The sequence below is a fragment of the Pseudomonas sp. YH-1 genome (genome assembly GCF_051990045.1).
GTDB lineage: Bacteria > Pseudomonadota > Gammaproteobacteria > Pseudomonadales > Pseudomonadaceae > Pseudomonas > Pseudomonas nicosulfuronedens.
This window is the reverse complement of record NZ_CP178184.1, coordinates 5,893,278-5,916,526: the sequence shown is the minus strand read 5'-3', so window position 1 is coordinate 5,916,526 and position 23,249 is coordinate 5,893,278. Positions and strand designations below refer to the sequence as shown.

The following is a 23,249-nucleotide window of genomic DNA, read 5'->3' as shown; positions in this document are numbered from 1 at the left end:
CAATGACCGACGTTTCGCGCATTGCGGACAGTCCCTTGTTTAAGCTCGTGGTCCCGGTGGTTCAGACCCTCCTGTCCGCTGCTGCGATTGGCGCCTTCACCTTCGTGATCGGGTCGCTCTCTTCGATCAACGCCCAGCTCAGCAACTACCAGACAAGCCAGGCTCTTCTGACCCAACGGGTCGAGGCCTTGGAGCGCGCCAGAGACAGCAGTGACAAGTTCATCGACTCGCTGAGGGTCGAAGCCCAAGAGAGCCGGTTCAAAGTCGCCCAGATCATGGAATGGCAGAAGGGGCTGGTTCTTCAGACGAGGCCGAAGTGAAACGGCTGCTGCTGGTCCTCCTGCTCGCCGGGTGCGCGAATCAGCAGGTGAGGGCGCCGATGCCCTCCAGGCCGTATACGCCGACACCGGTAGTTCGCGAGTGCGACTGCCAGTGCGAACCAATTGGACCGATCCGGCGAAAGCTCCGCCAGGCCATGAAAGAAGCGGCCGAGTGGAAGCGCTACGCCGAAAGCCTCGAACAACTACCCGCGGTGAAACCCGATGAAGCTCATCCCTGAAGCCAAGCACTGGTGGCGGCTGAGCAGTGTGCAGCTTTCCATCCTCGGAGTGGCGCTCAACGCCGCTGCAACTGGATGGTCTGCATTCCAGGGCGCGGTTGACCCGATGATCTTTGCTGCCGTGAACATGGTTCTCGGCGTGGCGGTTGCGGTGTCCCGGGTGATCGTTCAGCCCTCGATTCCGCGAGAGGTGAAGCAAGATGACGTCTGAACAGTTCTCCTACTGGCTGCAAGGCTTCGTTGAGCTGAACGGCTCCGAGCCTACCGCCGAGCAATGGCAGTCGATCAAGGATCACCTGAAGACCGTCTTCGTGAAGGTGACGCCAGAGGTCAAGGTCGATATCAAGGCGCCCACTGGCGATCTCGACAAGATCGTTGAGTCGATCCGCGAGACCGGGAAGCGATCGCACGATGTGTGGCCATTCCGTCGGCCGCATGATCCGTACTTCCTCGGCCAGCCGGTGGTTACTTGCTGATGGCCGTCACCACTCGCCAGATTGGCCAGCAAGTTATCGAGGCTCTTGGCCTGCCTGAGTGCAAGGTCACCAGCATCAAGCTTGAGATGCGCCACGACGACGTGGTTCGCGTTGAGGTCGAGATGCTGCCCACAGAGCAAGAAGCCATCGGCGTCTTCGACGTGATCAAGCGCTACGAGCTGGTAGAGCGCGAAGAGACCGCAGTCGAGCGCTGCATGATGAAGTTCGGCAATGCGCTCAGGTTCAGCGGGCAACCGCAGATTCCAGGTTGGCGTGAGCGTATCGACCAGAATGTGACTGCAGCCAGGGAAGCCATCGAGCTCATGGCTCAGCAGGCTTTGTACCGGATCGAAGCGCCTTCACCGGTCATGGATGCTCTGCGTGCTGCGCTCAAGAGAACATACGGGCCGAGGAAAGCTCCATGGCCGTTTGCTCACTGACTGTCTCCATCAAGCGTTCCTGGTGGGTAATCGCATACCTGCGCGCCTGCATGCTGTTCGCCTGGCTGACCGGCATGGAGCCTGACGGCGAGAAGATCGCTTCCACCGTCACGCGCGGCATGAAGATCGCGTTCGAGGATGCCAAATGAGCGCAGACCTCAAGGTCGTCCAGTTCGAGCGTGAAGGCTGGCGTGATGCGATCCAAGCGTTGGAGAAGATCATCGCTCAACTGAAGAGCGGCGAGCTCTCGCCATGCGAAATCGGCGCCCTGGCAATGATGGGCGAGAGTGGCGAGGTCGAGATCTTCGGCTTCGGCCCGAAGGCTGATGACCTTCAGGTATTGGCGATGTTCAGGCTCGGCGAAGCTTCCTGGATGGATGCCGTGTTCGCGCGGGAATAGAGATGAGCACCAAGCAAACCGACTGGGAAGCCATTGAGCGCGCCTTCCGCGCCGGGGCCCTATCGATCCGCACCATTGCCGACCGCCACGGAGTGAGCGACACCGCCATCCGCAAGCGGGCCAAGGCTGGTGGTTGGGAGCGTGACCTTTCCGAGCAGGTCCGCAAGGAAGTTCGCAATAAGCTTGTTCGCGGCGAGGTTCGCGACGATCAACCTGCGAACCCTGAGGATGATGCAGGGATAATCGAGGAGGCCGCCCAGGAAGGTGCCACCGTTGTTCGCTCCCATCGCCGCGACATCCGCAAGGCCACGAACCTTGCTGATCTGCTGATGGACGACCTGCTGCTGACCATCCGCAAGCGGGAAGAGATCGAAGACGCGATCGAGGACGAGACGCGCGAGGACAAGAACGGAATGCGCAGGGCCACGATGCTCGCCGCAGTCGCGCTGCCCAGCAACGCCAAGACCTTGTTCCAGCTGTCCTCGGCCATGAAGAACCTGCAAATCCTGGAGCGCCAGGCATTCGGCCTGGACGACAAAGACACCCCGACCGATTCGGACGAGCTGTCCAAGCTGATGGATGAGCTATCGAAGGAAGCCTGAGCATGAAGCCCGAGCACTTGAAGCTGCTCAGGGACAAGCAATGGCGCCTGAACAACCTCTACTTCATCACGGATCGACACGGTAAGAAGGTTCGGTTCCGGATGACGCCGGAGCAGCTCGACTACTTCGAGGGGCTGCACACCCGGAACATCATCCTGAAGGCCCGCCAGCTGGGCTTCACGACTGAGCAGTGCATCATCCAGCTGGATGCGGCGCTGTTCGAGTCGGCCAAGTGCGCGCTGATCGCTCACACGCTGAACGACGCCAAGCGCCTGTTCCGCGAGAAGGTGAAGTACGCCTACGACCATCTGCCCGAGCAGATCAGGAAGGCGAACCCTGCCAGGAACGATGCGGCCGGCGAGTTGGTGTTCGCCAAGGGCGGATCGCTGTACGTCAGCACCTCCTTCCGCGGCGGCACACTGCGATACCTGCACGTCTCCGAGTTCGGGAAGATCTGCGCCAAGTACCCGGACAAGGCCCGGGAGATTGTCACTGGTGCCTTTGAGGCAGTGGCTGCTGATTGCGTCGTCACCATTGAGTCGACGGCAGAAGGTCGGGCTGGCTACTTCTTCGACTTCAGCCAGGCGGCCGAAAAGCAGAAGATCACCGGCGCGCCACTGGGCAAGCTGGACTGGAAGTTCTTCTTCTTCCCCTGGTGGCGCAGCCCTGAGTATCAGGTTGAGCCGCTATCGCCTGCACCGCAGCGCCTGCAGGACTATTTCAAGGAGCTTGAGGCCAAGCACGGCATCAAGCTGAGCGAAGGCCAGAAGGCCTGGTACGTCGCCAAGGAACGAACCCTCGGCGATGACATGAAGCGGGAATACCCGTCGACGCCGGCGGAGGCCTTCCAGCAGTCGGTCGAAGGCGCTTACTACGCCAAGCAGTTCTCGAAGCTCTACGAGAAGCATCGCATCGGAGAGCTGCCCGACAACAGTCACCAGGCGGTCCACACCTTCTGGGATATCGGTGTTGGCGACTCCACCGCGATCTGGTTCGTTCGAGAGGTTGGCGAAGAGTTCCACGTCGCCGACTACTACGAGAACAGCGGAGAGGGCCTGCGGCACTACCTCAAGGTGCTGCGAGACAAGGCCAAGGAGCGCGGCTACTCCTACGGAGAGCACTGGGGCCCGCACGACATCGACAACCGCGAATTCGGCAGCGACGGCAAGACCCGCCGAGAACTGGCGAAGGAAGGCTACGAGATCGACGGCCAGCGATACGCCATCAAATTCAACGTGGTCCCGAAGCTTGGTGTCGACGAAGGCATTGAGCAGGTCCGCGAGATTCTGCCGCGCTGCGCCTTCGACGAGGCCATGTGCGAAGAGGGCCTGAACGCCCTGGAGAACTACCGCAAGGAGTGGGACGAGAAGCACGGGTGCTGGAAGGACAAGCCCCTGCATGACTGGTCGTCCCACGGATCAGACGCCTTCCGCTACTTCGCAGTGGCCAAGACCAAACGCGTACGCAAAGCAACCTCCGAGCCCCTAAGGATGTAACTCAATGAGCGATGATCCGAGCATCGTCAGCGACGACGTGCAGAAGATGCGTGCCCATTGGGCCATCGTCAGCCCGCTGATGGGCGGGACCGGGGCGATGCGTGCTGCCGGTGAAGCGCTGCTGCCGCGCTGGCCGGCGGAGGACTCCGAGGCGTACAAGTGCCGCCTGATGACGTCGACCTTGCTGCCTGCTTACTCGGAAACCGTGATGAACATGGGCAGCCGGGTGTTCGCCGAGCCGATCCACCTGATGGATGACGTGCCGGAACGGCTGAAGGGGTACTGGCAGGACATTGACCAGCAGGGCAACAGCGGCACCGTGTTCGGCCGTGCCTGGTTCGAAGATGCCCTGGCCAAGGCAATCAGCTTCGTCTACGTCGACTATCCGCAGAGCCCAGCGAGCGAGGCAGACGGCGAGACTATCGTAACCGAGGCGGACGTCATCACCACTGGCGCCCGGCCGTACGCGATCCACATCCGTCCTGAGCAGGTCTTGGGCTGGAAGGAGTCCGGCGGTCAACTGCTGCAGTTCCGGTACCTGGAATGCGTCTACGAAGACCAGGGCGCCTTCGCCCAGCAGGCTGTCGAGCAGGTGCGCGTGCTGGAGCCCGGCAAGTGGGCCATCTACCGGAACGACGGCAAGGACGCCTGGACACTCTACGACGAAGGCGCGTCCAGCCTCGGCTACGTCCCGATCGTGCCGTTCTATACCAAGCGCACCGGCTTCCTCACCGGTAAGCCGCCGCTGATGGAACTGGCCTACCTGAACGTGAAGCACTGGCAGAGCCAGAGCGACCAGGACACGATCCTGCACTACGCCCGGGTACCAATCCTGTTCGGCGCCGGCTTCGAACAGGACCACGCCATCGTGATCGGCGGTGGCACGCTGGCCAAGAACGACAACCCGGACGCCAAGCTCACCTACGTGGAGCACGGCGGCAAGGCCATTGAGGCAGGCCGAGACTCCCTGAAGGACATGATTGAGGAGATGCGCATCGCCGGCGCCAAGCTCCTCCGCTTGGAGAATGCCGCGCCAAAGACCGCCGAGCAGGCCCAGGAAGACGCTGCGATCGAGATGTCGCCGCTGCAGATGATGTCCGGGCAGTTCGAGGATGCTGTGGCCCAGATGCTTCAGATCATGGCGGACTACATCGGCGAGGCTGAGGGCGGCCACGTCCAGGCGCGCGGCAACTTCGAAACGGATTACGTGCCAGAGACCACCATGCCGCTGCTGCTGAACATGGCTGCGCAGAGCAGGTTGTCCGACGAAACGCTGTTCCACGAGTACCAGCGCCGCGGTGTGCTTTCCAGTGAGCTTGACTGGGCGGAAGAGCAGCAACGCATCGCTGACCAAGGGCCGCCCCTGGGGACTCTTTAAGTGTCCACCGTCAACGAGGTCATCCAGGACGAGTCGGTCGCTCACGCCGTCTCGCTGCAGCAGTACAGCCTTGGCGTGGTCCGCAAGATCATCGCCACGCTCAACCGATCGGATGCTCGGCTGATGGTTGCGCTGGCTGAAGCGCTTGATCGGATGCCTGCCGAGTCGTTCACCGTTGAGCGGCTGGAGACGCTGCTGGATTCGGTCCGCGAGGTGAATGCGGCAGCGTACGCCCAAGTGGCGCAGGAGCTCGGCAAGGAATTGAAGGACCTGGCCGGCTACGAGCTGAACTGGCAGTACCAGCTGTTCCAGACCACGATCCCGGCACCGGCGCAGGTTCACTTCCCGATTGCGCAGGTCAGCGTCGAGCAGGCCTATGCCGCGGCGATGGCTCGCCCATTCCAGGGGCGCCTGCTGCGTGACTGGGCTTCGACCATCGAAGCCGACCGCCTGGCCAAGGTGCGCAACGCGGTGCGCCAGGGCTACATGGAAGGCAAGACGGTCGCACAGATCGTCAGCGAGATTCGCGGTACTCGGGCGAACAAGTATGCAGATGGCTTCCTTCAGCGGCCTCGTAAGGACCTGGAAACGGTCGTCCGCACGGCCATCAGCCACACCGCGGCGACTGCACGGCAAGAGTTCACCTCGGCCAACAGCGACATCATCAAGGCTGAGATATGGGTCAGCACACTGGACACGAAGACGTCGGCGCAGTGCCGCATCCGCGATCAGCTGCAATACACCGCGGAGACGCACAAGCCGATCGGGCACAAGATTCCCTGGCTCCAAGGCCCAGGCAAGCTGCACTTCAACTGCCGTTCGACCAGTTCGCCAGTCACAAAGTCGTGGCGTGAGCTGGGAATCCCGATCGATGAGATGACGCCTTCGCAGCGTGCCTCGATGGATGGCCAGGTGCCGGCGGATCAGGATTACAACCAGTGGCTAAGCAAACAGTCGGATGCCCGCATTGAGCAGGTGCTTGGCCCTGAACGCTTCAAGCTCTACAAGTCGGGCGGCATCAAACTGGACGACTTCTACAGCCCGACCGGCCAGTGGTACACGATCGATCAACTGAAGGAGATGGATGAGGCTGCATTCGCCGATATTGCGGCGTAAGATCGCTGCATGACCGATAAGCACCCATTCAAGGTAATCGACGGCACGCCGCCACCGGACACGCCAAAGCAGCGCGTGATCGATCGCGTGAAGGCATCCAGGCCGAGCTATACCGTCAGCTGCCACCGCTGCGGCTGCATCGAGGTAATCGAGACCAAGATCGGCGTCATGATCAAGAACAGCAAGCCCTCCGGAGGCACGAAGCAGCTGCTTTGCGCGCTGTGCTTCATGAAGGGCGAGAGGGTGGTGGTCGGATGAGCTACAGAATTCCTTTACCGGCTGATGATGAGTCCGAAGATTCAATTCTCAAGCTTCCGCCGGCCGCTCGAGTTGCTCTGATACGAGCGCTGCGCGAGCTTACTCCGGATGAACTCTTGGAGAAGGGGCTCTCGTGGGACGATATTCATCAGTTGGATTCGATCCGAGAATCACTCACCTAGCACACGGTAAGCCCGGAGCAGTCACTTAGCCGGATCAATCACCCAAAGCCCGCCACTGAGCGGGCTTTTTCTTTCCAGCCTCGGCAATGCCGGGGCTTTTTTATGCGCCAAGGGCGCCAACAGTCCCAAGGGGATAACACATGTTCCAACTCAAGCAGCTGTTCATGCAGGAAGAAGGCGGCGACGGCGGTAACGGTGGTGGCGGCCAAGGGCCAGAGATCACCCCGGAAATCCAGGCTCTGATCGACGCGCAGGTAACTGCGGCAGTGGGCGGTCTCAAGACCAAGAACTCCGAACTCCTGGGCAAGCTGAAAGAGCAGGGCGACAAGCTGAAGACCTTCGACGGCATCGACCCCGAGGCCGTGAAATCCATCCTGCAGCGCTTCTCGGACGACGAAGAGGCCCAGCTCATCGCAGCGGGCAAGATCGACGAAGTCCTGAGCAAGCGCACTGAGCGCATGAAGTCCGGCTATGACCGCGATCTGCAGGCCGCTCGCGACGAGGCAACCCGTCACCAGTCCCGCACCGAGAAGTTCGCTTCCCGCGTGCTCAAGGGCGAAGTGATCGGCGCCGCCACCGACGCGGGCGTCCACAAGTTCGCCATGGAGGACGCCATGCTGGCTGCTTCGCGCGACTTCGAGCTGGACGATGAGGGCAACCCCATCGCCAAAGAAGGTCGCTTCGGCAAAGACGGCAAGCCGCTGACCCTCAAGGAGTGGTTCGCGGAGATGAAAGAGACTCGCCCGCACTGGTTCCCTGCCAACGGCAGTGGCAGCGGCGCCGGCGGCACTGGTAGCGACGTTCGGCCGGGCACCCCGCGGTCCAAGATGACCGCCAAGCAGAAGGCCGAATACATCAGCAAAAACGGGAAAGACGCCTACCTGGCGCTTCCCGCCTAAGCCATTGGGAGAATGAATCATGGCCGCAGGCAAAGCTTCTGACTTCAAGGTCTATCAGGACCAGTTCCAGGCGGGCGTCATCGAGACCCTGACCCAGAACAGCAACGCGTTCAACGCGGCCTCGGCCGGCGCGATCGCCCTGTCCACCATCAGCCGCCGCGGTGACTACTCGCAACAGGCGTTCTTCAAGAACGTCGCGAACCTGATCACCCGTCGCGATACCACCAGCACCTCGGCCGCCACCATTCTCGGCATGACCCAGGACGAATGGGTCAGCGTCAAGCTGAACCGCAAGATCGGCCCGGTCGACCAGACCAAGGACGCCTTCCGCAAGATCATGGCCGGCCTGGCTGAAGACGAGATGTCCTTCATCCTCGGTGAGCAGGCAGCCAAGGCCATGCAGGTGGAAATGCTCAACTCCGCCCTGCGTGCCGGTCGCGCCGCTCTGAACGCCCAGGCATCGGTGAAGTACACCATCCCCACCAACGGCACCCTCGGTACCGCTGGCTTGGTCTCCGGCCTGTCGAAGTTCGGCGACGCCGGCAGCCAGATCGTGTGCTGGGTCATGCACTCCAAGGCCTACTACGACCTGGTGCAGAACCAGATCACCTCCAACATCGACGGCGTGTCGAACTTCAACGTGGCCACCGGTACCCCGGTAACCCTGAACCGCCCGGTTCTGGTGACCGACTCCGACGCGCTGCTCGTGAACTCCGGCTCCGGTTCCACCGCTGTGACCGACTACTACACCCTCGGCCTCACCGCCGGTGGTCTGATCGTCGAGAACACCGAGGAAGAGGAACTGGTCATCGAGAACGTGACCGGCAACGAGAACCTGATCACCCGCCTGCAGGGTGAGTTCGCCTACAACCTGGGCGTCCGCGGCTTCAAGTGGGACATCGCCAACGGCGCTGCCAACCCCACCGACACCGCTCTGGGTACCGGCACCAACTGGGACCCGAACCGCGATTCCTTCAAGGACTTCGCGGGCGTGGTCATCCAGAGCCGCTAAGGCCAGAAGCCCCTCTTCGGAGGGGCTTTCTTTTGGAGGTTGCAATGAAGATCGGTATCTACGCGCGGGACCACCAGGTTGCCGCTGTGGCCATGAAGCATGGCTTCGAACTGCAGGGCCAGCGCGCACTGTTCCGCTCTCTGCCGGACTACGGGCATGGCTGCATCGAGGACTTCGATCTCGTTGTGATCGTTGGCCTGCGCGGCAAGGGCGCCGATGCGCTGCGTGACTACCAGGAGCGCGACGTGCCGGTCCTCGTCATCGACTACGGCTACCTGAACCGTGCCACCGCTGACGATGCAGAAGGCTATTGGCAGGTCGGCCTTGGCGGCCTGAACAAGATCCCCGAATTCGAATGCCCGAGCGACCGTTTTGAGGCGCTGGGGCTGGATATCCAGAAGCCTGTGAAGGGCGATGGTCCGGTCATTCTCTGCGCCCAGGTCATCGGCGATGCAGCCCACCAGTTCGACACCGAGGCGAAGCTGGAGGCCTGGACAGAAACCGTCGAGCATGACGAGTTCCGTGCTCATCCCGCTGCTGGCGGCGATGCTGAGCCACTGGCAGACGTTCTAGCCCGTGCCGGCAAGATCGTCACCTGGAACAGCAACATCGGCCATGACGCGCTTCTCGCAGGTGTTCCGGTCGAGGCCCACGGCCCGGCGCCCTATGCCGGCGTTGAGCTCAAGGACCGTGAGGCCTATTTCGCCCGCGTAGCTTACGGCCAATGGACGGTACCGGAGATGGAGGAGGGCCTTGCTGCCGCCTTCGTGCTAGAGAAGCTGCTCGGCCAGCCTGCTGTGGTTGCTCAGGTTGAAGAGGTCACGAACACTCTGACCGAGACCGAGACCGAGACCGAGACCGAGACCGAGACCGAGACCGAGACCGAGACCGAGACCGAGACCGAGACCGAGACCGAGACCGAGACCGAGACCGAGACCGAGCAGATGCTGACTGTGGTCCAGAAGGGCCGAGGCAACTACTCCGTCGTCCGCGCTGATGGCACTGTCGTCGCAGAAGGCCTGAAGAAGGCTGCCGCCGACGCTCTGGCAAAAGGTAAGGCCTGATCATGGCGCTCGTCATCGAGACCGGCGCCGGCCTGCCTGATGCCGATTCCTTCGCCACCGTAGATGAACTGGTGCAGTTCGCCAGTGACTACGGCTGGACAATCCCGGATGACACCACCGCGCGTGAGGCAATCCTTCGCCGCGCCGGCGTTGCCATGTGGGGTATGGAGTGGGTCGGTACCCAGCTTCATGACGAGCAGGGCCTGCCGTGGCCGCGCAACTACGCCATCCGCCGTGGCTTCATGGCGGATGGCGCATCGCTGCCTCGCAACATCAAGATGGGGCAGATGGCGCTTGCCTGTGAAATCCACCAGGACGATATCGACCCGCCGGAAGAGCGACAGGGCGCCATTTCTCGCGAGAAGGTAGGCCCCCTGGAAACTGAGTACTCGGAACTTAACAGCTACAAGGCGAAGCCAGCTGCAGGCAGGCAATCGTCCGGCTTCTTCGCCAAATATTCGCTTGGCCCGTACAACGGCCGCCTGGTGCGTGCATGAGCGACATCTACGACCGTGCCAAGGCCATGGCGGCCAGGCAACTAGCGCCACGCAGTCGCGGCGGAAAAGGCCTGGAGATGACCCTGCGGAAGCGCACTGCAGGTGAGTATGATCCAGAGACTGGCACGTCCACGGACACGACTGTCGACTATGCCGGGTCGGCATTCCGACAGGAGTACGACCTGAAGGACATAGACGGGAGCCTTGTGAAGGCTGGTGACGTCCTGTTCCTTGTGTCGCCTTTGCTGCTCGATGGTACAGATACGCCAGAACCGCTGACCCTAGACATCATCCTCTTTGACGGCCAGCAGTACATCGCTCAGACGGTGAAGCCCTGGAACTATGCGGGCCTGGCTGTCGGCTTTGAGGTGCAAGGCCGGAAATGAGCTTCTCCCTAGACCTGAACGCGTTCATCGAGAAGGCGAAGGCTAACGCCGATCTGGTGGTGAAGAAGGTCTCGATTGACATGCTGAACAAGATCGTTGACCGGTCCCCGGTCGGCAATCCTGAGCTATGGGCAGCAAACAAGGCCGCGGTCTATGCGAGAGAAACTCATAACCTTTTCGTCGGTGCCATAAACGCCGATATCAAATCCAATCCGGCCAATTACACGAAGAAAGGGAACCTCAAGAGCACGGTAAGACTGGCCAGAGAGAAGAGCCAGCGCGCGCTGAAGAAGGAGTTCCCGCTCACATCTGGGAAGAACTACGTGGGCGGCCGATTCCGGGGGAATTGGCAGGTCTCGTTCAATGTGGCGAAAACCGGAGAGCTTGAGCGCGTAGATCAGCAGGGCAACGAAACTAAACAGGAAGGTCTGGCCGTTATCCAGACCTTTAACTCAGAAGTCGGATCAATTTGGCTTATGAACAACGTTCCATATGCCCAACCATTGGAATACGGGCATTCGAGCCAAGCGCCTGCTGGCATGGTGCGCGTCACCGTCGCCGAGTTCCAAAGCTTCGTCAACAGAGCCGTTCAGGAGCTTCCAGATTGAGTCAGAAGACCATCCGCGCCCTGTATGAAGGGCGGCTCAAGACGTGGGCTGCGGCGCGCGCTCCTGCGCTCCGGATTGCATATCAGAATGTGCCATTCGACCCACCTGCTGACGGCAAGACCTACCTTCGCTGCTTTCTGCTCCCAGCCGACTCTGATAGCGAAGACCTTGAAGGAGTGCACGAGGCCTTCTTTGGGGTGTTTCAGATAAGCATCGTTACCAAGTCAGGAACCGGCACCGGAGAGGCAGGAGGCATCGCCGATGAGCTAAGAACGCTTTTCCCGAACAACCTGCCCCTGAGTAAGTCTGCATTCACCGTCTTTATACGGACACCGTGCTCGCAGGGGCCGGCCATTCAAGATTCCGACATCATCACCATCCCTGTCTCATTTGAGTACCGGGCCGACGTCATCTAACCGCCCGTTGGGCACCCCTGACCGCCGAGAGGCGGTTTTTTATTGTCCAAAGAGAGGACTACACCATGGCCGTTTCACTCCCCAACGGGTCGACGGTTGCTATGGCATCTGCCTATGGCGCCGCCAAAACCATCACTGCCATCACCAATGCCAATCCGGCCGTAGCATCCAGCACCGCGCATGGCTTTGCCGTCGGCGATATCATCGAAATTACCTCTGGCTGGTCTCGGCTGAACAACAAGGTCGTCCGAGTGGGGGCGGTCACCACTGATACCTTCGTGCTCGAAGGGATCAATACCATCAGCACCACCCTGTACCCGGCCGGCAGCGGTATCGGCTCTGCTCGTGAGGCGACCACCTTCCAGCAGGTCGCCCAGGTTCTCGACAGTTCCAGTTCCGGCGGCGATCAGCAGTTCGTTACCTACTCGTTCATGGAGCAGGATTTCGAAACTCAGATCCCGACTGTGAAATCTGCATCTGCCTTGTCGTTCCAAATCGCCGACGACCCGAACCTGCCGCAGTACCCGGTGATCGAGGCCGCGAATGATGATCGCTTGCCGCGCGCCTTCCGGATCACCCTCGCAAGCGGCGGCATCCTGCTTTACAACATGTACGTTTCGCTGAACAAGACGCCGACTCTGACCAAGAACCAGGTCATGGCTCTGACGCTCTCGCTGGCGATGCTCAACGAGCCTGTGCGCTACGCATCGTAATCACCAATAGCCCGCGAAAGCGGGCTTTCTAGTTTCAGGAGAGCCCATGGCTGGAAAGTTCAAGATCGCCCAAGACCCGACCTTCACCGCGCCAGTAACCATTGCTCGTGCTGGCGGAGGGACCATTGAGGTCGGCTTCACCTTCAAATATCGCACTCAATCCGAGATTGCAGAACTACTGGAAGAGTGGGAGCTGCGCCGGAAGGATGTGGCCGAGGAGTTGGAGACGAAGGGCGAAGAGCTAAGCATGAAGCAACGCGTCGAACTGAAGATCGGCATTGAGGCGAAGGAGGTTGCTGATCTTGTCAGCGCCTGGGAGTTCGATGACGAATGCAATGAGGACTCCAGCCGTAGGCTGCTTCAAAGCAGTATTACCGCCCTGGACTCCATCAAGAAGGCGTACTTCGAAGGCCTGAACCCAGCCCGCCTGGGAAACTGACAGAGGTAGCCGAGGCGATCTATCGGAGAGCGCCTACCGATAGCGAGTTGGCTACCTTTGGGTTTACGGCCGAAGACTTCAGGGATCAACAAGTCGTTTTTGTACTCCCTGACAACTGGCTTCCTCTCCGCATTTTCCAGTCCATGAGCACCCAGTGGCGCGTCGGCATGTCCGGCGCCTCTGGCCTCGATTACTCCGCACTTCCCATCGTCATGAAGCTCGAGGATGTCCGCAAAAAGGACCGCCGCGACGTGTTTGATTGCGTCCAGGTTCTTGAGCGTGCAGCACTTGCCGTCATTCATGCCAAGGACTAGCCATGCCTGATATCGCCTCGCTCGGTATTGAGATCAAAACGGATAGCGTCAAAAAGGCTGCCGATGATCTTGATAATCTGAACCAGAAGGGCAAGGAGTCCGAAGGCGCAGCTGACAAGGCTGGCGACGCGTGGAGCAAAGCAGCCGCCAAGATCTCCGGCGATACCGGTCAGATCATCAAGGAGCTGCAACAGCTGAATGCGCGGCAGGATGCTGCAGCCCAGACCTTTACGAAAATCAGCACGCAGATCGAGTCTGCGTCTGGTGCTTTCCAGTCTGCCGCACTGGCAATTGGTAAGTTCCGTGACGAGTCAGCGAAGGTCAGCACAACAGCAACTGCAGTTGCTCCAGCGGTTGAGAAGACGACCACCGTAATCGAGCATCAGAGCGATGCCCTGACGGCTCTGGCTGCGAAAATTGACCCTCTGATTTCGGCGTTTGGGCGGCTCGACTTTTCTGCGCTTAGCACGCAAATCGGGAATGCCTCTACCTCGTTCCAGACTGCTGCGTTCTCGATCGAGCGATATCGCGAGGAGCTTTCTAAGACTGCGACGGCCTCGAATCATCTGCCGGCGAGCACTGCCAGGGTTACGAAGGCGGTACAGGACGAAAGCGATGCGCTCGCTGAGCTTCTGGGGCGTATTGACCCTGTAGTTGGTGCTCTTGGTCGCCTGGACAAGATGGAAGAGAGCCTTCGTGGCTTCAAGTCGTCTGGGGCAATCGGAGCCGAAGACTTTGGCATCTACTCTCAAAAGATCAAAGATGCGCGAGATGCACTGAGCAACGCAGACGACCAGCTTAAGCGCACAGGCGTCTCGGCAAAACAGACAGCCGCCGCACTGCGGATGCTCCCGGCGCAATTCACCGACATCTCTGTTGGCCTTGCGAGTGGACAGAGTCCTTTCACAGTCCTGCTTCAGCAGGGAGGGCAAATTAAGGACTCCTTCGGCGGCATTGGCCCTGCCTTCTCTGCGGTTGGGCGATATGCCGTCGGGCTCATCAACCCGTTTACGTTGGCGGCAGCAGCGGTTGGCGCTCTTGGCCTGGCCTACAAGCAAGGCAGTGATGAGCAGACAGCGTTTGCGAAGTCGTTGATCACCACTGGTAACGCTGCGGGCACGACGACCAGTGAGCTGGCAGGCATGGCGAAGGCGATCAGTGCCACGTCAGGCACGACGAGCCAAGCCGCTGATGCGCTGAACCTGTTCGTTGCCTCCGGCAAGTTCGCCCAGGACCAGTTGGAAGGCTTGGCTACTGCTGCGGTAGCTTGGGAAAGCGCCACAGGGAAAGCAGTCTCGGAAACGGTGGCTGAGTTCGCCAAGTTGGCAGATAACCCGGTGAAGGCCTCGCAGGAGCTGAACGAGCAGTACCACTACCTCACTGCCGCGGTGTACGAGCAGATCGCTGCGCTGCAGGAGCAGGGGCGCACCGATGAGGCGGCAGAGACGGCGCAGAATGCCTATGCTGACGCGCTCAACGAGCGGGCCGGTAAGGTAAAAGAAAGCCTCGGCACCATTGAAACCGCCTGGAATGCAGTCAAATCGGCGGCCAAGAATGCCTGGGACGCCGTTCTCGATATTGGCCGCGAGGCGACGCTTGACGAGCGCATTCAACAACTCCGTGATCGACTGGCAGAGGTTGCTGCTGCTGGCTCGTCTGGCCCTCAGGGGCGCGCACGTTTCCAGCTTGGCCTTGGTGGCGGCGGTGAAGGTGACTCCCGCCAGGAACTGGCCTTCTTTGAGCAGCAGAAGCAGACGCAAGAGGCGATTGCCAGGGCAGAAGCGAACTACCGCGAGGAGCAGGACAAGGGCATCGCAGCCCAGCGCGAAGTCGATGCGATCGAAAAGCAGTTCCTGACCAATGCCGAGAAGCGGAACAAGGAGATCAAGGAGTACCGGCAGCAACTCGAAGACATCCGTAAGGCGAACCCGAACGATGCGCGCCTGGATGAAGACCGGATTGCCAAGAACATCGCCAACATTGAGTCCAAGTATAAGGACCCGAAAGCACCGAATGCTCCTAGCGCCAAGGCGTTCACCGATGATGCAGCTACGCGGATGCTGCAATCCCTTCGTGAACAAGGAGCTGAGCTTCAGGCGCAACTGGGCACCCAGGAAAAGCTTACTGCCTCTCAGAAGGCGCAGGTCCAGTTCCAACAACTGATCACTGACCTGAAAGGAAAGGGTCAGCTCACCGCCGATCAGAAGTCTCTGCTGGCGAATCAGGACGCCATCAACGCCCAGCTACAGATGAACGTTGCGCTGGACGATCAGGTCCAGAAACGCAAGGAGTTGCTGCAGCTAGAGCAGCGCTCGGCCCAACTCCAGGAGACGATGGCTGCCTCCAATGACAGCCGTCAGGAGCAGTATCAGCGTCAGCTGGACGCCTTCGGCATGGGTAAGGAGCAACTGGAGCGCGTTCGCAGCCAAGCCACCATCTTCCGCGAGTTCCAGCGCTACCAGGCTCAACTGGACAAGGCCACTCCGAAGGACCTCCTTGGCTCGGAGCAGTACAAGACCGCAGCAGCCGAGATCAAGTCAGGGCTGAACGATGCGCTTGCAGCCAACGAGGACTACTACAGCAAGCTCGACAAGATGCGTGGCGACTGGGCTAACGGCGCCAAGGAGTCCTTCGCTGACTACCTCGATTCGGCAAAGGATGTCGCCGGTCAGACCTACGATCTGTTCAACAACGCCCTGAAGGGAACGGAAGATGCCCTTGTGGAGTTCGTCCGCACCGGAAAGCTGAGCTTCAGCGATCTGGCTGATTCGATCATCTCCGATCTCATCCGTATTCAGGTGCGCCAGGCCTTAGCCTATGCCGTTGGTGGGGAGGATGGAAGTGGAGGCTTGGCGGGATTGCTTGGTGGGCTTGGCGGGCTATTTGATGGTGGTTCTTCTGGATACAAGGGCGCCTACGGGTTTGACGGCGGTGGATACACAGGGAATAGCCCGCGTCTTGGCGGCGTGGACGGGAAGGGTGGCTTCATGGCGATCCTGCACCCGCAGGAAACAGTGATCGACCATACGAAGCCGAGTCGCATGCAGGGTGGGAACAGCACTAGCAACGTGTTCCACATCAACGTGTCCGGCGATGGAAGCGAGCGTGAGCGGAAGCAGGCCGGGGCAACCATCGGCCGTGAAATCAATCGTGCCATCCAGCGCTCTGCGAGGTTCAGCTAATGGCCGCATTCCTCGAAGAGCGCCTGCCGACAACCATCGACTGGGGTGGCAGCTTCAGCGAGAACCACTCGGTTCAGACCATCACCACGATTGGTGGAAACGAGTACCGGAGTCTTCGCCATCCTTTCGTGCAGCTGAGCTATGACATCGCCTACAAGCGCGATATCGGCTTCGTGCGTCAGAAGATTCTGGACCTCTATACCCGGGCGAACGGGATGTTCCGTGGCTTCCGGGTGAAGGACACCAAAGACTTCTCCAGCAACAACTACGACAAGGACCCGACGGCTTTCGACCAGCCAATGCTGCTCGTGAGCGGGACGACCTATCAGCTGATGCGCTGGTATGGGAATTCTGCAGACCCAATGTGCGCGCGGCGCCGGATCAGGAAGCCGGTGAGCGGGACAGCCTTGATCGGAGTGGGTGGAACCGTTTACCCGCCGGCCATGTATTCGGTCGACTACACCACCGGACTTGTTCCGCTCAATGCCAACAAGACCGGCACCATCACAGGCATCACAAAAGGCTCGACCACAGTCATCACTGTGGCCAACAGCATGGCAATCGGCGAGAGCGTGCGGATCGCCGGATGCGAAGGGATGACGCAGATTAATGGTCTCCGCGCCCTGATCACTGCCAGAACTGCAGGAACGATTACGGTAGCCATCAACTCCACTGCGTTCAGCAACTACACGAGCGGCGGCACTGTGAACACAGCGCCGCAGAGCGGAGAGGCTGTCACAGCTGGTTTCCTTTTCGACATCCCTTGCCGTTTCGACACCGACCTATCTGGCGCCTTCTCCGACTGGGGAACGATTGACGCCACTGGAATCCAGATCCTGGAACTCCTGAACCCCTAACGCCAAGCCTTCCAACTGAGCCCGCCATGTGCGGGCTTTGTCGTTTCTGGAGCCCTATGAAAGCACACGTCGCCGACTACCAGACGAGGACGATCTGCGTCCGTCTGGTGGCTCAGGATGGGACCACGCTGCGCTGGACGACCTATCCGATTGACCTCGTGATGAGCAATACGCAGTCCTATCTGGCAGGTTCTGGCTTTGAGTGGACGGGCTATGGCGCCACCGCCAGCATGTCGCCTGACAGCGTGAATCTGCAGGGCATCGTCAGCTCTGCGATTGGCATGCTCGATCGAGATCAGGTTGCTGTCGGAAAGTGGGATAGCGCACGGGCCTACGTGTTCGCAACCAGCTGGACGGCTCCGGTAGAGGATGAGGAGGCGATCACCGTCTTCACATTCGGCCAGGCAACCCTAAGGGATGACACATGGGTAGTTGAGTTCATGGGGCTTATCGATGCCCTGAATCAGACAGTCGGGCCGATCTATTCGGCGCAGTGCCAAAACACGCTGTTCGACCAGACCCTGGATGGCAACCTCATTGCCACCACTCGCAGTCGTTGCACTGGCCCTAGATCTGCACCAGATGGCCCGCAACTGGCGACCTTCCTGCGCACCGGCACCATCACCGCGGTAACCAACCAGTACCAGTTCCAGGATACCGGGCGCACCGAGGTCGATGAGTACTTCACAGCCGGGCAGATGCGCTTCACCTCCGGCGCAAATGCAGGGCTGAAGCCAATCCAGATCAAGCAGTCCACCGCTGGCGGGCAGATCGTTCTGCACGAAGCTGCCTACTACCCAATTCAGCCAGGCGACGCCTACGAAATCATTCCTGGCTGCCGCAAGCGCCTGGTCGACTGCCAGGCCTGGGCAAACGTCAAGAACATGAACGCCTTCCCTCACATTCCTGCGCCAACGGAATACACGCAGATCGGGAGGGGCGCATGACTCGCGATGACGTCGTGAACACCGCATTGCTGGCAAAGGGGACGCCGTTTCGGCATCAGGGCCGCGTTCTTGGGTTTGGCATGGATTGCGCCGGCTTGTTCGTTTTCATCTGCCAGACCCTCGGCATCCCTCACCAGGACGCAACTGGATACCCGCGCACCCCATTCGGTGGCGAGCTGGAGCGTCAACTCGACGGCCAGCCGGCACTCCGCCGTATCGATGTCGGTGATGCGGAAAGGGGCGACATCCTCGTCATGCGTATGACCAAACAGCCGCAACACATCGCCATCCATGCCGGAGATGAAGCCGGTTACCCGTGCGTCATCCATGCCAGCGAAATGCACGGAGGAGTCGCGCACCACCGAATCGACAGCCTCTGGCGCGCCAGAGTCGTTCGTGCCTATCGCTTTGAGGGCCTGCAATGAGCAGCACTGGGCAGATCGGCGGCGCGATTGTCGGAGCAGTCGTTGGGTTCTTCGCTTATGGCGGGCCGGCCGGCGCTGTATATGGTGCGGCGTATGGAGCCAGCATCGGGGGTATGCTCGATCCGCCGAAAGGCCCTACCGTTTCTGGCCCCCGGCTCAATGATCTGGCCTGGCAGCAGTCGACCTACGGCGCGAACATCCCGCGCATCTACGGGACGGTGGCGCTCGCAGGTAACGTCGTCTGGCTGGAGCACAACAAACTCAAGGAGGTTGTGAAGAAGAAAAAGAGCGGAGGGAAGGGCGGTGGCAGCAGTACGACCACGAAGACCTATACCTACTTCGCGACCTTCGCGCTCATGCTGTGCCAGGGAGAGGTGGCCGGCGTTCGCCGTATCTGGTGCGGCGATAAGCTGATCTACAACGCCGGCAGCGATGATCTGGAGACGATCATCGCGAGCAATCAGGCGGCCAAGGGTTGGAAGCTGTATACCGGTACGGACGATCAGCTTCCCGATCCGCGCTACGAGGCAGATGTTGGCGTTGGCAATGCCCCAGCCTTCAGAGGATACACCTACCTCGTCTTCTACGATTTCGCTCTGGCTGATTACTCCAACACGCTTCAGGCTGCGCAGTTCAAGGTGGAACTTCTTACCGCTGCAGATGCGCCATATCAGTACTTCGAGTCTGATCGGATTCCGAACTATCCAAGCGCGAACAATCCTGACTGGAACGGCCAGATTTCCTATTTCAGTGGAGAGTCGTCGCTGGCCTACATCGGGCGCTGGGACAATACATACCCGACCAGCCTAGTTGATGTGTACCGGGTTATCGCCGGGAAGTCGTACTACCAAACCACCATTTCATCGGCAAGCAATCAACCATTCGCCATTGGGCAGTCCGATGAGGATTCATTTGCCAATGGAGTTAGTGGCTCATACTACTACTGGAGTAGCACTTACCAAAACTTCACCAGCATCTCTACCTACGACTATGGCGCGACAGATGCACGCTTCGTGAAGAATGGAGACTTCATTGTCTTTGGTGGGGCAAACAGCACGGATGGCAGGTTACGCAAGTACAAGCTAGCACCGTATGTGCTGACGGCAGATCTTGAGGCAACTTCCAATGTCATCGAGCGTGTCGGTGGCCTTGCTTACGACTCTGGGAAGATTTACGCAGTTTCAGCTGTATCAAGGAAGGTCTATATCTTCGACGAGGACTTGGTGCTTCTCGACCAATTTAACTACTCGTCATCGATCGGTGTTGGACCGACCACCAGGATCGCCGTAGAGGACGGCGTGATCTACATACTCTCTTCGAATGTGTATGTGGTCACTCCGACCTCCTATCAGCTGATCTGGACTCTTCCGGCAGGGTACGGGACTAGCCAGGCGAACATCATCACATCCGGCAGCATGGTCATCATTTGGAATGCTGTGCAGGCTGGAGCCAGGCCTTACCGGCAGTTCTATCTGGCGGCACCGGTAAGCCCAGGTGTCACTGATCTTGCAGATGTGGTGTTCGCTGAGTGCTTGCTGTCCGAGTTGATCGGCCCAGGCGATCTGGATGTCTCGCTTCTCACAGCCCAGATCAACGGGTACAGAGTTTCGGGTGGAACGATTCGATCTGTTATCGAACCGCTGCAGGGCGCCTATCCATTCGACGTCGTGCCGTCCGGCTACAAGATCAAGTTCGTCCCGCGCGGTCAAACGCCTGTGGCCACGATCCCATGGGAAGACCTTGCAGCAGCCAACGGGGATGAGATTGGGGATTCGTTGCCGTATAGCCGCGAAATGGACTCCCAGCTTCCGCAGAAGGTGACCATAACTGCGCTCAGCTCAACCAGAGAATACGGCTCTGCGACTCAAGCCTATGAACGGCTCAACACCTCAGCCGTCAACATCGAGCAGCGTGATATCCCCCTTGTCCTAAGCGATGACGAAATCGCTCAAATGGCAGAAAAGCTGCTGTTCCTTCGCTGGCTTGAGCGCGACGATTTCAGCTATTCGCTGCCGCCTACTTACCTGGCGCTTGAGCCATCTGACGTCGTAACTGTTCAGGCAAAGTTTGGCACCTTCGAACTGCGCCAGACGGAGGTCAACTATGAAGAAGACGGACGCCTGACCTGCAAGGCCAGGGCAAACAGCGCGCCGCTCTATACAAGTCGCGCAGTTGGCGCACCAGGGCCTGGGCCAAGCGGAACCATCCCACTCGACGGCCCGTCCCAAGCTCTTCTGCTCGACATTCCTGTGGTGAACGAGACGATCCAGAACACTCCTGGATTCGTGGCCACGATGAGCGGATACACCGATGGGTGGACCGGTGGCGTGCTGGTTCAGTCACCAGATGGCGGGCAGACCTGGAGCGACCTGCAGGGGTTCGACGGCCGCGGCACGTTCGGCCGGGTTGCAGGGACTCTGCCGGTGAGCAACTGCACGGTCATCGACCGGCGCAGCATCATCGTCAGCCTGATCTCCGGCGAGTTGGAAAGCGTGACACGCGACCAGATGCTGGCAGGCGTGAACTATGCAGCCTATGGGAATGATCAGCGCTGGGAGATCGTACGCTTCCAGAACGCCGCCCTGCAGTCCGACGGTACGTACCTGGTGTCTGACTTCGTGCGCGGGCAGCGTGGCACCGAGTGGGCGTCAGGACTCCACCAGAGCGGAGATTGGTTCGTTCTGCTCGAGGACCCGGACAATATCTTCATCGGCATGCCGGTGGAGTCGATCGGTTCGGCTCGCACCTACCGCGCGGTTACGACCGGTGAGTCCATCGATACCGCCACCGACCAGGCCTTCACCTACCGTGGCGTGAACCTTGAGTGCCTGTCCCCGGTGTATGCCCGTGGCAGCCGTGATGTCTCCAGCAACTTCTCAGGGACGTTCACGCGCCGGAGCCGGCTGAGCAACACCTGGTGGACGAACGGAATCGTGGCCCCGGTTGGGGAAACCAGCGAGGCCTACGAAATCGACGTGATGTCCGGGGCCACTGTGAAGCGCACGATCCCGGTCACTTCTCCCGCCTGGTCGTACTCAGCCGCCAACCAGACGACCGACTTCGGATCGCCGCAGTCGTCGATCACCTTCCGCATCTACCAGCTCAGTGCCGTAGTAGGCAGGGGCTATCCATTGGAGATCACCCTGTGACAGCTACGTCAAAGCTAGCTCTTGAGCTGCTGCAGAACAACGCCGCCAACCAGACCCTGGCGAACCTGACCTTCATGACGCTGAACCAACTGGTTCAGTGCGTGATCGTCGACAAGGACCTCGCTACACCACCCGGCTCACCGGCAGACGAGGCAGCCTATATCGTCGCCGGCAGCCCAACGGGGGCGTGGTCAGGGCAGGCAGGGAAGATTGCCTACTGGTCAGCTGCTGCTGGTGCCTGGTCATTCATCACGCCGGCGAAGGGGTGGCGTGCATCGGTACTCGATGAGCTTGATGCCAACAACGTGCCCAAGGTCTATGGACATACTGGCAGTGCGTGGGCACTTCCGGAGACGGGCGGGGGCGGCTCAGGCACTGGGAACATCCCCCAGAACAGCCAATCGGCCAACTACACCCTGATCCTTGGTGACGCGGGCAAGCACATCTTTCACCCAAGCGTTGACACTACCGCTCGGACTTGGACCATTCCGGCAAACGCCTCGGTGGCTTTCAACGTGGGCGATACCGTCACCTTCGTGAACCAGAACGGTGCCGGGGTCATCACCATCGCGATCACCACGGACACGATGCGGCTTGCAGTTTCCGGAGCTACCGGCTCGAGAACCCTGGCCGCAAACGGCATGGCCACCGCCCTCAAGGTGACTGCTACCGAGTGGATCATCAGTGGGGTTGGCCTGACATGAGCATTCAGCAGCTCATCCTGTCGTATGGGGCTGCAGGCAACATCACGCCTAGCGATCCGCCGTGGGCTAACGTCAGCTCCCTGTTGCACTTCAACGGCACGAACGGCAGCACTACGATCACCGATGAGAAGGGGAAGACCTGGACCGCAGCGGGTAACGCCCAGATCAGCACATCAAACGTGCAGTTCGGCTCAGGGTGCCTTCTGCTTGATGGCAGTGGGGATTATGTCAGCACCGGGAGCAGTAGCGACTTCGATTTCGGCAGCGGAGACTTTACCGTCGAAGGCTGGTTCCGTCCTGAGGCATACCCTGCCGGCGGGTCGGTGGCCATCCTGGCGGCAATTAACTCGAACTCGACCACCTATGCCCAGGTGCGCATGGCGATCAGTAACACAGGTGCGCTGACAGTGCTTCTCGGTACTGGCGTAGCCACATGGCACAACACCTCTGCGTCGGCCACCGGCGGAACGTTGCCATTGAACACGTACACCCACGTGCGAGCCAAGCGCAAATCCGGAGTGCTATCAGCCGAGATCAATGGCGTCCAGGTCCTGAGCTATGCCGCTGCTGTGACTCTCTATGCCTATGCAGACAACAGCTACATCGGGACCATTCGCAACTCTGGCACGCCGTCATTCTTCTTCACTGGCCGTGTTGACGATGCCCGGATATCGAAGGGGTTCGCCGTCATGGGTGGATACCCAACCAGCGAGTACCCGAACAGCTAAGG

General features: G+C 60.0%; 28 protein-coding genes. All 28 read left to right on the top strand.

Annotation, left to right across the window (positions count from 1 at the left end; genetic code table 11):
* Window positions 1-2: 2 nt before the first annotated feature.
* Window positions 3-320: a hypothetical protein gene (locus tag ACKI1H_RS27065; protein ID WP_054908757.1), complete on the top strand. Its 318-nt coding sequence runs from the start codon at window positions 3-5 to the stop codon at window positions 318-320.
* Window positions 321-542: 222 nt separating this feature from the next.
* Window positions 543-770 (top strand): hypothetical protein, encoded by a 228-nt coding sequence (locus tag ACKI1H_RS27060; protein WP_440466890.1) that lies wholly within the window; start codon window positions 543-545, stop codon window positions 768-770.
* On the top strand, window positions 760-1,035 hold the full coding sequence (locus ACKI1H_RS27055; RefSeq protein WP_440466889.1) for a hypothetical protein: 276 nt from the start codon (window positions 760-762) through the stop codon (window positions 1,033-1,035). The genes ACKI1H_RS27060 and ACKI1H_RS27055 overlap by 11 nt, the downstream gene beginning before the upstream one ends.
* Window positions 1,035-1,475, top strand: a complete 441-nt coding sequence (locus tag ACKI1H_RS27050) for a hypothetical protein (protein WP_440466888.1) — start codon at window positions 1,035-1,037, stop codon at window positions 1,473-1,475. Before ACKI1H_RS27055 ends, ACKI1H_RS27050 begins: the two co-directional genes overlap by 1 nt.
* Window positions 1,457-1,624 carry a hypothetical protein gene (locus tag ACKI1H_RS27045; RefSeq protein ID WP_440466887.1) on the top strand — a complete coding sequence of 56 codons (168 nt, stop codon included), beginning with the start codon at window positions 1,457-1,459 and terminating at the stop codon, window positions 1,622-1,624. Before ACKI1H_RS27050 ends, ACKI1H_RS27045 begins: the two co-directional genes overlap by 19 nt.
* On the top strand, window positions 1,621-1,875 hold the full coding sequence (locus ACKI1H_RS27040; protein ID WP_440466886.1) for a hypothetical protein: 255 nt from the start codon (window positions 1,621-1,623) through the stop codon (window positions 1,873-1,875). Before ACKI1H_RS27045 ends, ACKI1H_RS27040 begins: the two co-directional genes overlap by 4 nt.
* A gap of 2 nt (window positions 1,876-1,877) precedes the next feature.
* Window positions 1,878-2,477: a hypothetical protein gene (locus tag ACKI1H_RS27035; protein ID WP_440466885.1), complete on the top strand. Its 600-nt coding sequence runs from the start codon at window positions 1,878-1,880 to the stop codon at window positions 2,475-2,477.
* Window positions 2,478-2,479: 2 nt separating this feature from the next.
* Window positions 2,480-3,973 (top strand): terminase, encoded by a 1,494-nt coding sequence (locus tag ACKI1H_RS27030; protein WP_440466884.1) that lies wholly within the window; start codon window positions 2,480-2,482, stop codon window positions 3,971-3,973.
* A 4-nt stretch (window positions 3,974-3,977) separates the two neighbouring features.
* On the top strand, window positions 3,978-5,351 hold the full coding sequence (locus ACKI1H_RS27025; protein WP_440466883.1) for a DUF4055 domain-containing protein: 1,374 nt from the start codon (window positions 3,978-3,980) through the stop codon (window positions 5,349-5,351).
* Window positions 5,352-6,467 (top strand): phage minor head protein, encoded by a 1,116-nt coding sequence (locus ACKI1H_RS27020; RefSeq protein ID WP_440466882.1) that lies wholly within the window; start codon window positions 5,352-5,354, stop codon window positions 6,465-6,467.
* A 9-nt stretch (window positions 6,468-6,476) separates the two neighbouring features.
* Window positions 6,477-6,725 (top strand): hypothetical protein, encoded by a 249-nt coding sequence (locus ACKI1H_RS27015; RefSeq protein WP_440466881.1) that lies wholly within the window; start codon window positions 6,477-6,479, stop codon window positions 6,723-6,725.
* Between the two features lie 322 nt (window positions 6,726-7,047).
* Window positions 7,048-7,806 (top strand): hypothetical protein, encoded by a 759-nt coding sequence (locus ACKI1H_RS27010; RefSeq protein WP_440466880.1) that lies wholly within the window; start codon window positions 7,048-7,050, stop codon window positions 7,804-7,806.
* 19 nt (window positions 7,807-7,825) lie between these two features.
* Window positions 7,826-8,818 carry a major capsid protein gene (locus ACKI1H_RS27005; protein WP_440466879.1) on the top strand — a complete coding sequence of 331 codons (993 nt, stop codon included), beginning with the start codon at window positions 7,826-7,828 and terminating at the stop codon, window positions 8,816-8,818.
* Window positions 8,819-8,862: 44 nt separating this feature from the next.
* On the top strand, window positions 8,863-9,882 hold the full coding sequence (locus tag ACKI1H_RS27000) for a capsular polysaccharide export protein, LipB/KpsS family (RefSeq protein ID WP_440466878.1): 1,020 nt from the start codon (window positions 8,863-8,865) through the stop codon (window positions 9,880-9,882).
* A 2-nt stretch (window positions 9,883-9,884) separates the two neighbouring features.
* Window positions 9,885-10,379, top strand: a complete 495-nt coding sequence (locus tag ACKI1H_RS26995; protein ID WP_440466877.1) for a DnaT-like ssDNA-binding protein — start codon at window positions 9,885-9,887, stop codon at window positions 10,377-10,379.
* A complete protein-coding gene (locus tag ACKI1H_RS26990; protein WP_440466876.1) occupies window positions 10,376-10,765 on the top strand; it encodes a hypothetical protein in 390 nt (129 codons plus the stop codon). The genes ACKI1H_RS26995 and ACKI1H_RS26990 overlap by 4 nt, the downstream gene beginning before the upstream one ends.
* Window positions 10,762-11,373 carry a hypothetical protein gene (locus tag ACKI1H_RS26985; protein WP_440466875.1) on the top strand — a complete coding sequence of 204 codons (612 nt, stop codon included), beginning with the start codon at window positions 10,762-10,764 and terminating at the stop codon, window positions 11,371-11,373. The genes ACKI1H_RS26990 and ACKI1H_RS26985 overlap by 4 nt, the downstream gene beginning before the upstream one ends.
* On the top strand, window positions 11,370-11,789 hold the full coding sequence (locus tag ACKI1H_RS26980) for a phage tail terminator-like protein (protein WP_440466874.1): 420 nt from the start codon (window positions 11,370-11,372) through the stop codon (window positions 11,787-11,789). The genes ACKI1H_RS26985 and ACKI1H_RS26980 overlap by 4 nt, the downstream gene beginning before the upstream one ends.
* 65 nt (window positions 11,790-11,854) lie before the next feature.
* A complete protein-coding gene (locus ACKI1H_RS26975; protein ID WP_440466873.1) occupies window positions 11,855-12,502 on the top strand; it encodes a phage tail protein in 648 nt (215 codons plus the stop codon).
* Window positions 12,503-12,548: 46 nt separating this feature from the next.
* Window positions 12,549-12,941: a phage tail assembly chaperone gene (locus tag ACKI1H_RS26970; RefSeq protein ID WP_440466872.1), complete on the top strand. Its 393-nt coding sequence runs from the start codon at window positions 12,549-12,551 to the stop codon at window positions 12,939-12,941.
* A gap of 47 nt (window positions 12,942-12,988) precedes the next feature.
* The gene (locus ACKI1H_RS26965) at window positions 12,989-13,255 is read left to right on the top strand and encodes a DUF1799 domain-containing protein (RefSeq protein WP_440466871.1); all 267 of its coding nucleotides are present in this window, start codon (window positions 12,989-12,991) and stop codon (window positions 13,253-13,255) included.
* Window positions 13,256-13,257: 2 nt separating this feature from the next.
* Window positions 13,258-16,437: a phage tail tape measure protein gene (locus ACKI1H_RS26960; protein WP_440466870.1), complete on the top strand. Its 3,180-nt coding sequence runs from the start codon at window positions 13,258-13,260 to the stop codon at window positions 16,435-16,437.
* Window positions 16,437-17,294: a DUF2460 domain-containing protein gene (locus tag ACKI1H_RS26955; RefSeq protein WP_440466869.1), complete on the top strand. Its 858-nt coding sequence runs from the start codon at window positions 16,437-16,439 to the stop codon at window positions 17,292-17,294. The genes ACKI1H_RS26960 and ACKI1H_RS26955 overlap by 1 nt, the downstream gene beginning before the upstream one ends.
* A gap of 56 nt (window positions 17,295-17,350) precedes the next feature.
* Window positions 17,351-18,241: a DUF2163 domain-containing protein gene (locus ACKI1H_RS26950; RefSeq protein WP_440466868.1), complete on the top strand. Its 891-nt coding sequence runs from the start codon at window positions 17,351-17,353 to the stop codon at window positions 18,239-18,241.
* Complete coding sequence (locus ACKI1H_RS26945; RefSeq protein WP_440466867.1) at window positions 18,238-18,666, top strand: C40 family peptidase; 429 nt, start codon at window positions 18,238-18,240, stop codon at window positions 18,664-18,666. Before ACKI1H_RS26950 ends, ACKI1H_RS26945 begins: the two co-directional genes overlap by 4 nt.
* On the top strand, window positions 18,663-21,815 hold the full coding sequence (locus tag ACKI1H_RS26940) for a phage tail protein (RefSeq protein ID WP_440466866.1): 3,153 nt from the start codon (window positions 18,663-18,665) through the stop codon (window positions 21,813-21,815). Before ACKI1H_RS26945 ends, ACKI1H_RS26940 begins: the two co-directional genes overlap by 4 nt.
* Entirely contained in the window at window positions 21,812-22,519 is a 708-nt protein-coding gene (locus tag ACKI1H_RS26935) for a DUF2793 domain-containing protein (RefSeq protein ID WP_440466865.1), read from the top strand. The genes ACKI1H_RS26940 and ACKI1H_RS26935 overlap by 4 nt, the downstream gene beginning before the upstream one ends.
* The gene (locus ACKI1H_RS26930) at window positions 22,516-23,247 is read left to right on the top strand and encodes a LamG domain-containing protein (protein ID WP_440466864.1); all 732 of its coding nucleotides are present in this window, start codon (window positions 22,516-22,518) and stop codon (window positions 23,245-23,247) included. The genes ACKI1H_RS26935 and ACKI1H_RS26930 overlap by 4 nt, the downstream gene beginning before the upstream one ends.
* The last annotated feature ends 2 nt before the right edge of the window (window positions 23,248-23,249 follow it).

Excerpts from the sequence above, each read along its gene's own strand:
- ACKI1H_RS26990 (WP_440466876.1), top strand. The coding sequence starts at position 10,376 with ATGAGCGACATCTACGACCGTGCCAAGGCCATGGCGGCCAGGCAACTA.
- ACKI1H_RS27015 (WP_440466881.1), top strand. The coding sequence starts at position 6,477 with ATGACCGATAAGCACCCATTCAAGGTAATCGACGGCACGCCGCCACCG.
- ACKI1H_RS27000 (WP_440466878.1), top strand. The coding sequence starts at position 8,863 with ATGAAGATCGGTATCTACGCGCGGGACCACCAGGTTGCCGCTGTGGCC.
- ACKI1H_RS27055 (WP_440466889.1), top strand. The coding sequence starts at position 760 with ATGACGTCTGAACAGTTCTCCTACTGGCTGCAAGGCTTCGTTGAGCTG.
- ACKI1H_RS27035 (WP_440466885.1), top strand. The coding sequence starts at position 1,878 with ATGAGCACCAAGCAAACCGACTGGGAAGCCATTGAGCGCGCCTTCCGC.
- ACKI1H_RS26960 (WP_440466870.1), top strand. The coding sequence starts at position 13,258 with ATGCCTGATATCGCCTCGCTCGGTATTGAGATCAAAACGGATAGCGTC.
- ACKI1H_RS26930 (WP_440466864.1), top strand. The coding sequence starts at position 22,516 with ATGAGCATTCAGCAGCTCATCCTGTCGTATGGGGCTGCAGGCAACATC.
- ACKI1H_RS26950 (WP_440466868.1), top strand. The coding sequence starts at position 17,351 with ATGAAAGCACACGTCGCCGACTACCAGACGAGGACGATCTGCGTCCGT.
- ACKI1H_RS26955 (WP_440466869.1), top strand. The coding sequence starts at position 16,437 with ATGGCCGCATTCCTCGAAGAGCGCCTGCCGACAACCATCGACTGGGGT.
- ACKI1H_RS27005 (WP_440466879.1), top strand. The coding sequence starts at position 7,826 with ATGGCCGCAGGCAAAGCTTCTGACTTCAAGGTCTATCAGGACCAGTTC.
- ACKI1H_RS27050 (WP_440466888.1), top strand. The coding sequence starts at position 1,035 with ATGGCCGTCACCACTCGCCAGATTGGCCAGCAAGTTATCGAGGCTCTT.
- ACKI1H_RS26940 (WP_440466866.1), top strand. The coding sequence starts at position 18,663 with ATGAGCAGCACTGGGCAGATCGGCGGCGCGATTGTCGGAGCAGTCGTT.
- ACKI1H_RS27040 (WP_440466886.1), top strand. The coding sequence starts at position 1,621 with ATGAGCGCAGACCTCAAGGTCGTCCAGTTCGAGCGTGAAGGCTGGCGT.
- ACKI1H_RS26985 (WP_440466875.1), top strand. The coding sequence starts at position 10,762 with ATGAGCTTCTCCCTAGACCTGAACGCGTTCATCGAGAAGGCGAAGGCT.
- ACKI1H_RS27030 (WP_440466884.1), top strand. The coding sequence starts at position 2,480 with ATGAAGCCCGAGCACTTGAAGCTGCTCAGGGACAAGCAATGGCGCCTG.
- ACKI1H_RS27065 (WP_054908757.1), top strand. The coding sequence starts at position 3 with ATGACCGACGTTTCGCGCATTGCGGACAGTCCCTTGTTTAAGCTCGTG.
- ACKI1H_RS26995 (WP_440466877.1), top strand. The coding sequence starts at position 9,885 with ATGGCGCTCGTCATCGAGACCGGCGCCGGCCTGCCTGATGCCGATTCC.
- ACKI1H_RS27025 (WP_440466883.1), top strand. The coding sequence starts at position 3,978 with ATGAGCGATGATCCGAGCATCGTCAGCGACGACGTGCAGAAGATGCGT.
- ACKI1H_RS26945 (WP_440466867.1), top strand. The coding sequence starts at position 18,238 with ATGACTCGCGATGACGTCGTGAACACCGCATTGCTGGCAAAGGGGACG.
- ACKI1H_RS27010 (WP_440466880.1), top strand. The coding sequence starts at position 7,048 with ATGTTCCAACTCAAGCAGCTGTTCATGCAGGAAGAAGGCGGCGACGGC.
- ACKI1H_RS27045 (WP_440466887.1), top strand. The coding sequence starts at position 1,457 with ATGGCCGTTTGCTCACTGACTGTCTCCATCAAGCGTTCCTGGTGGGTA.
- ACKI1H_RS26970 (WP_440466872.1), top strand. The coding sequence starts at position 12,549 with ATGGCTGGAAAGTTCAAGATCGCCCAAGACCCGACCTTCACCGCGCCA.
- ACKI1H_RS27060 (WP_440466890.1), top strand. The coding sequence starts at position 543 with ATGAAGCTCATCCCTGAAGCCAAGCACTGGTGGCGGCTGAGCAGTGTG.
- ACKI1H_RS26975 (WP_440466873.1), top strand. The coding sequence starts at position 11,855 with ATGGCCGTTTCACTCCCCAACGGGTCGACGGTTGCTATGGCATCTGCC.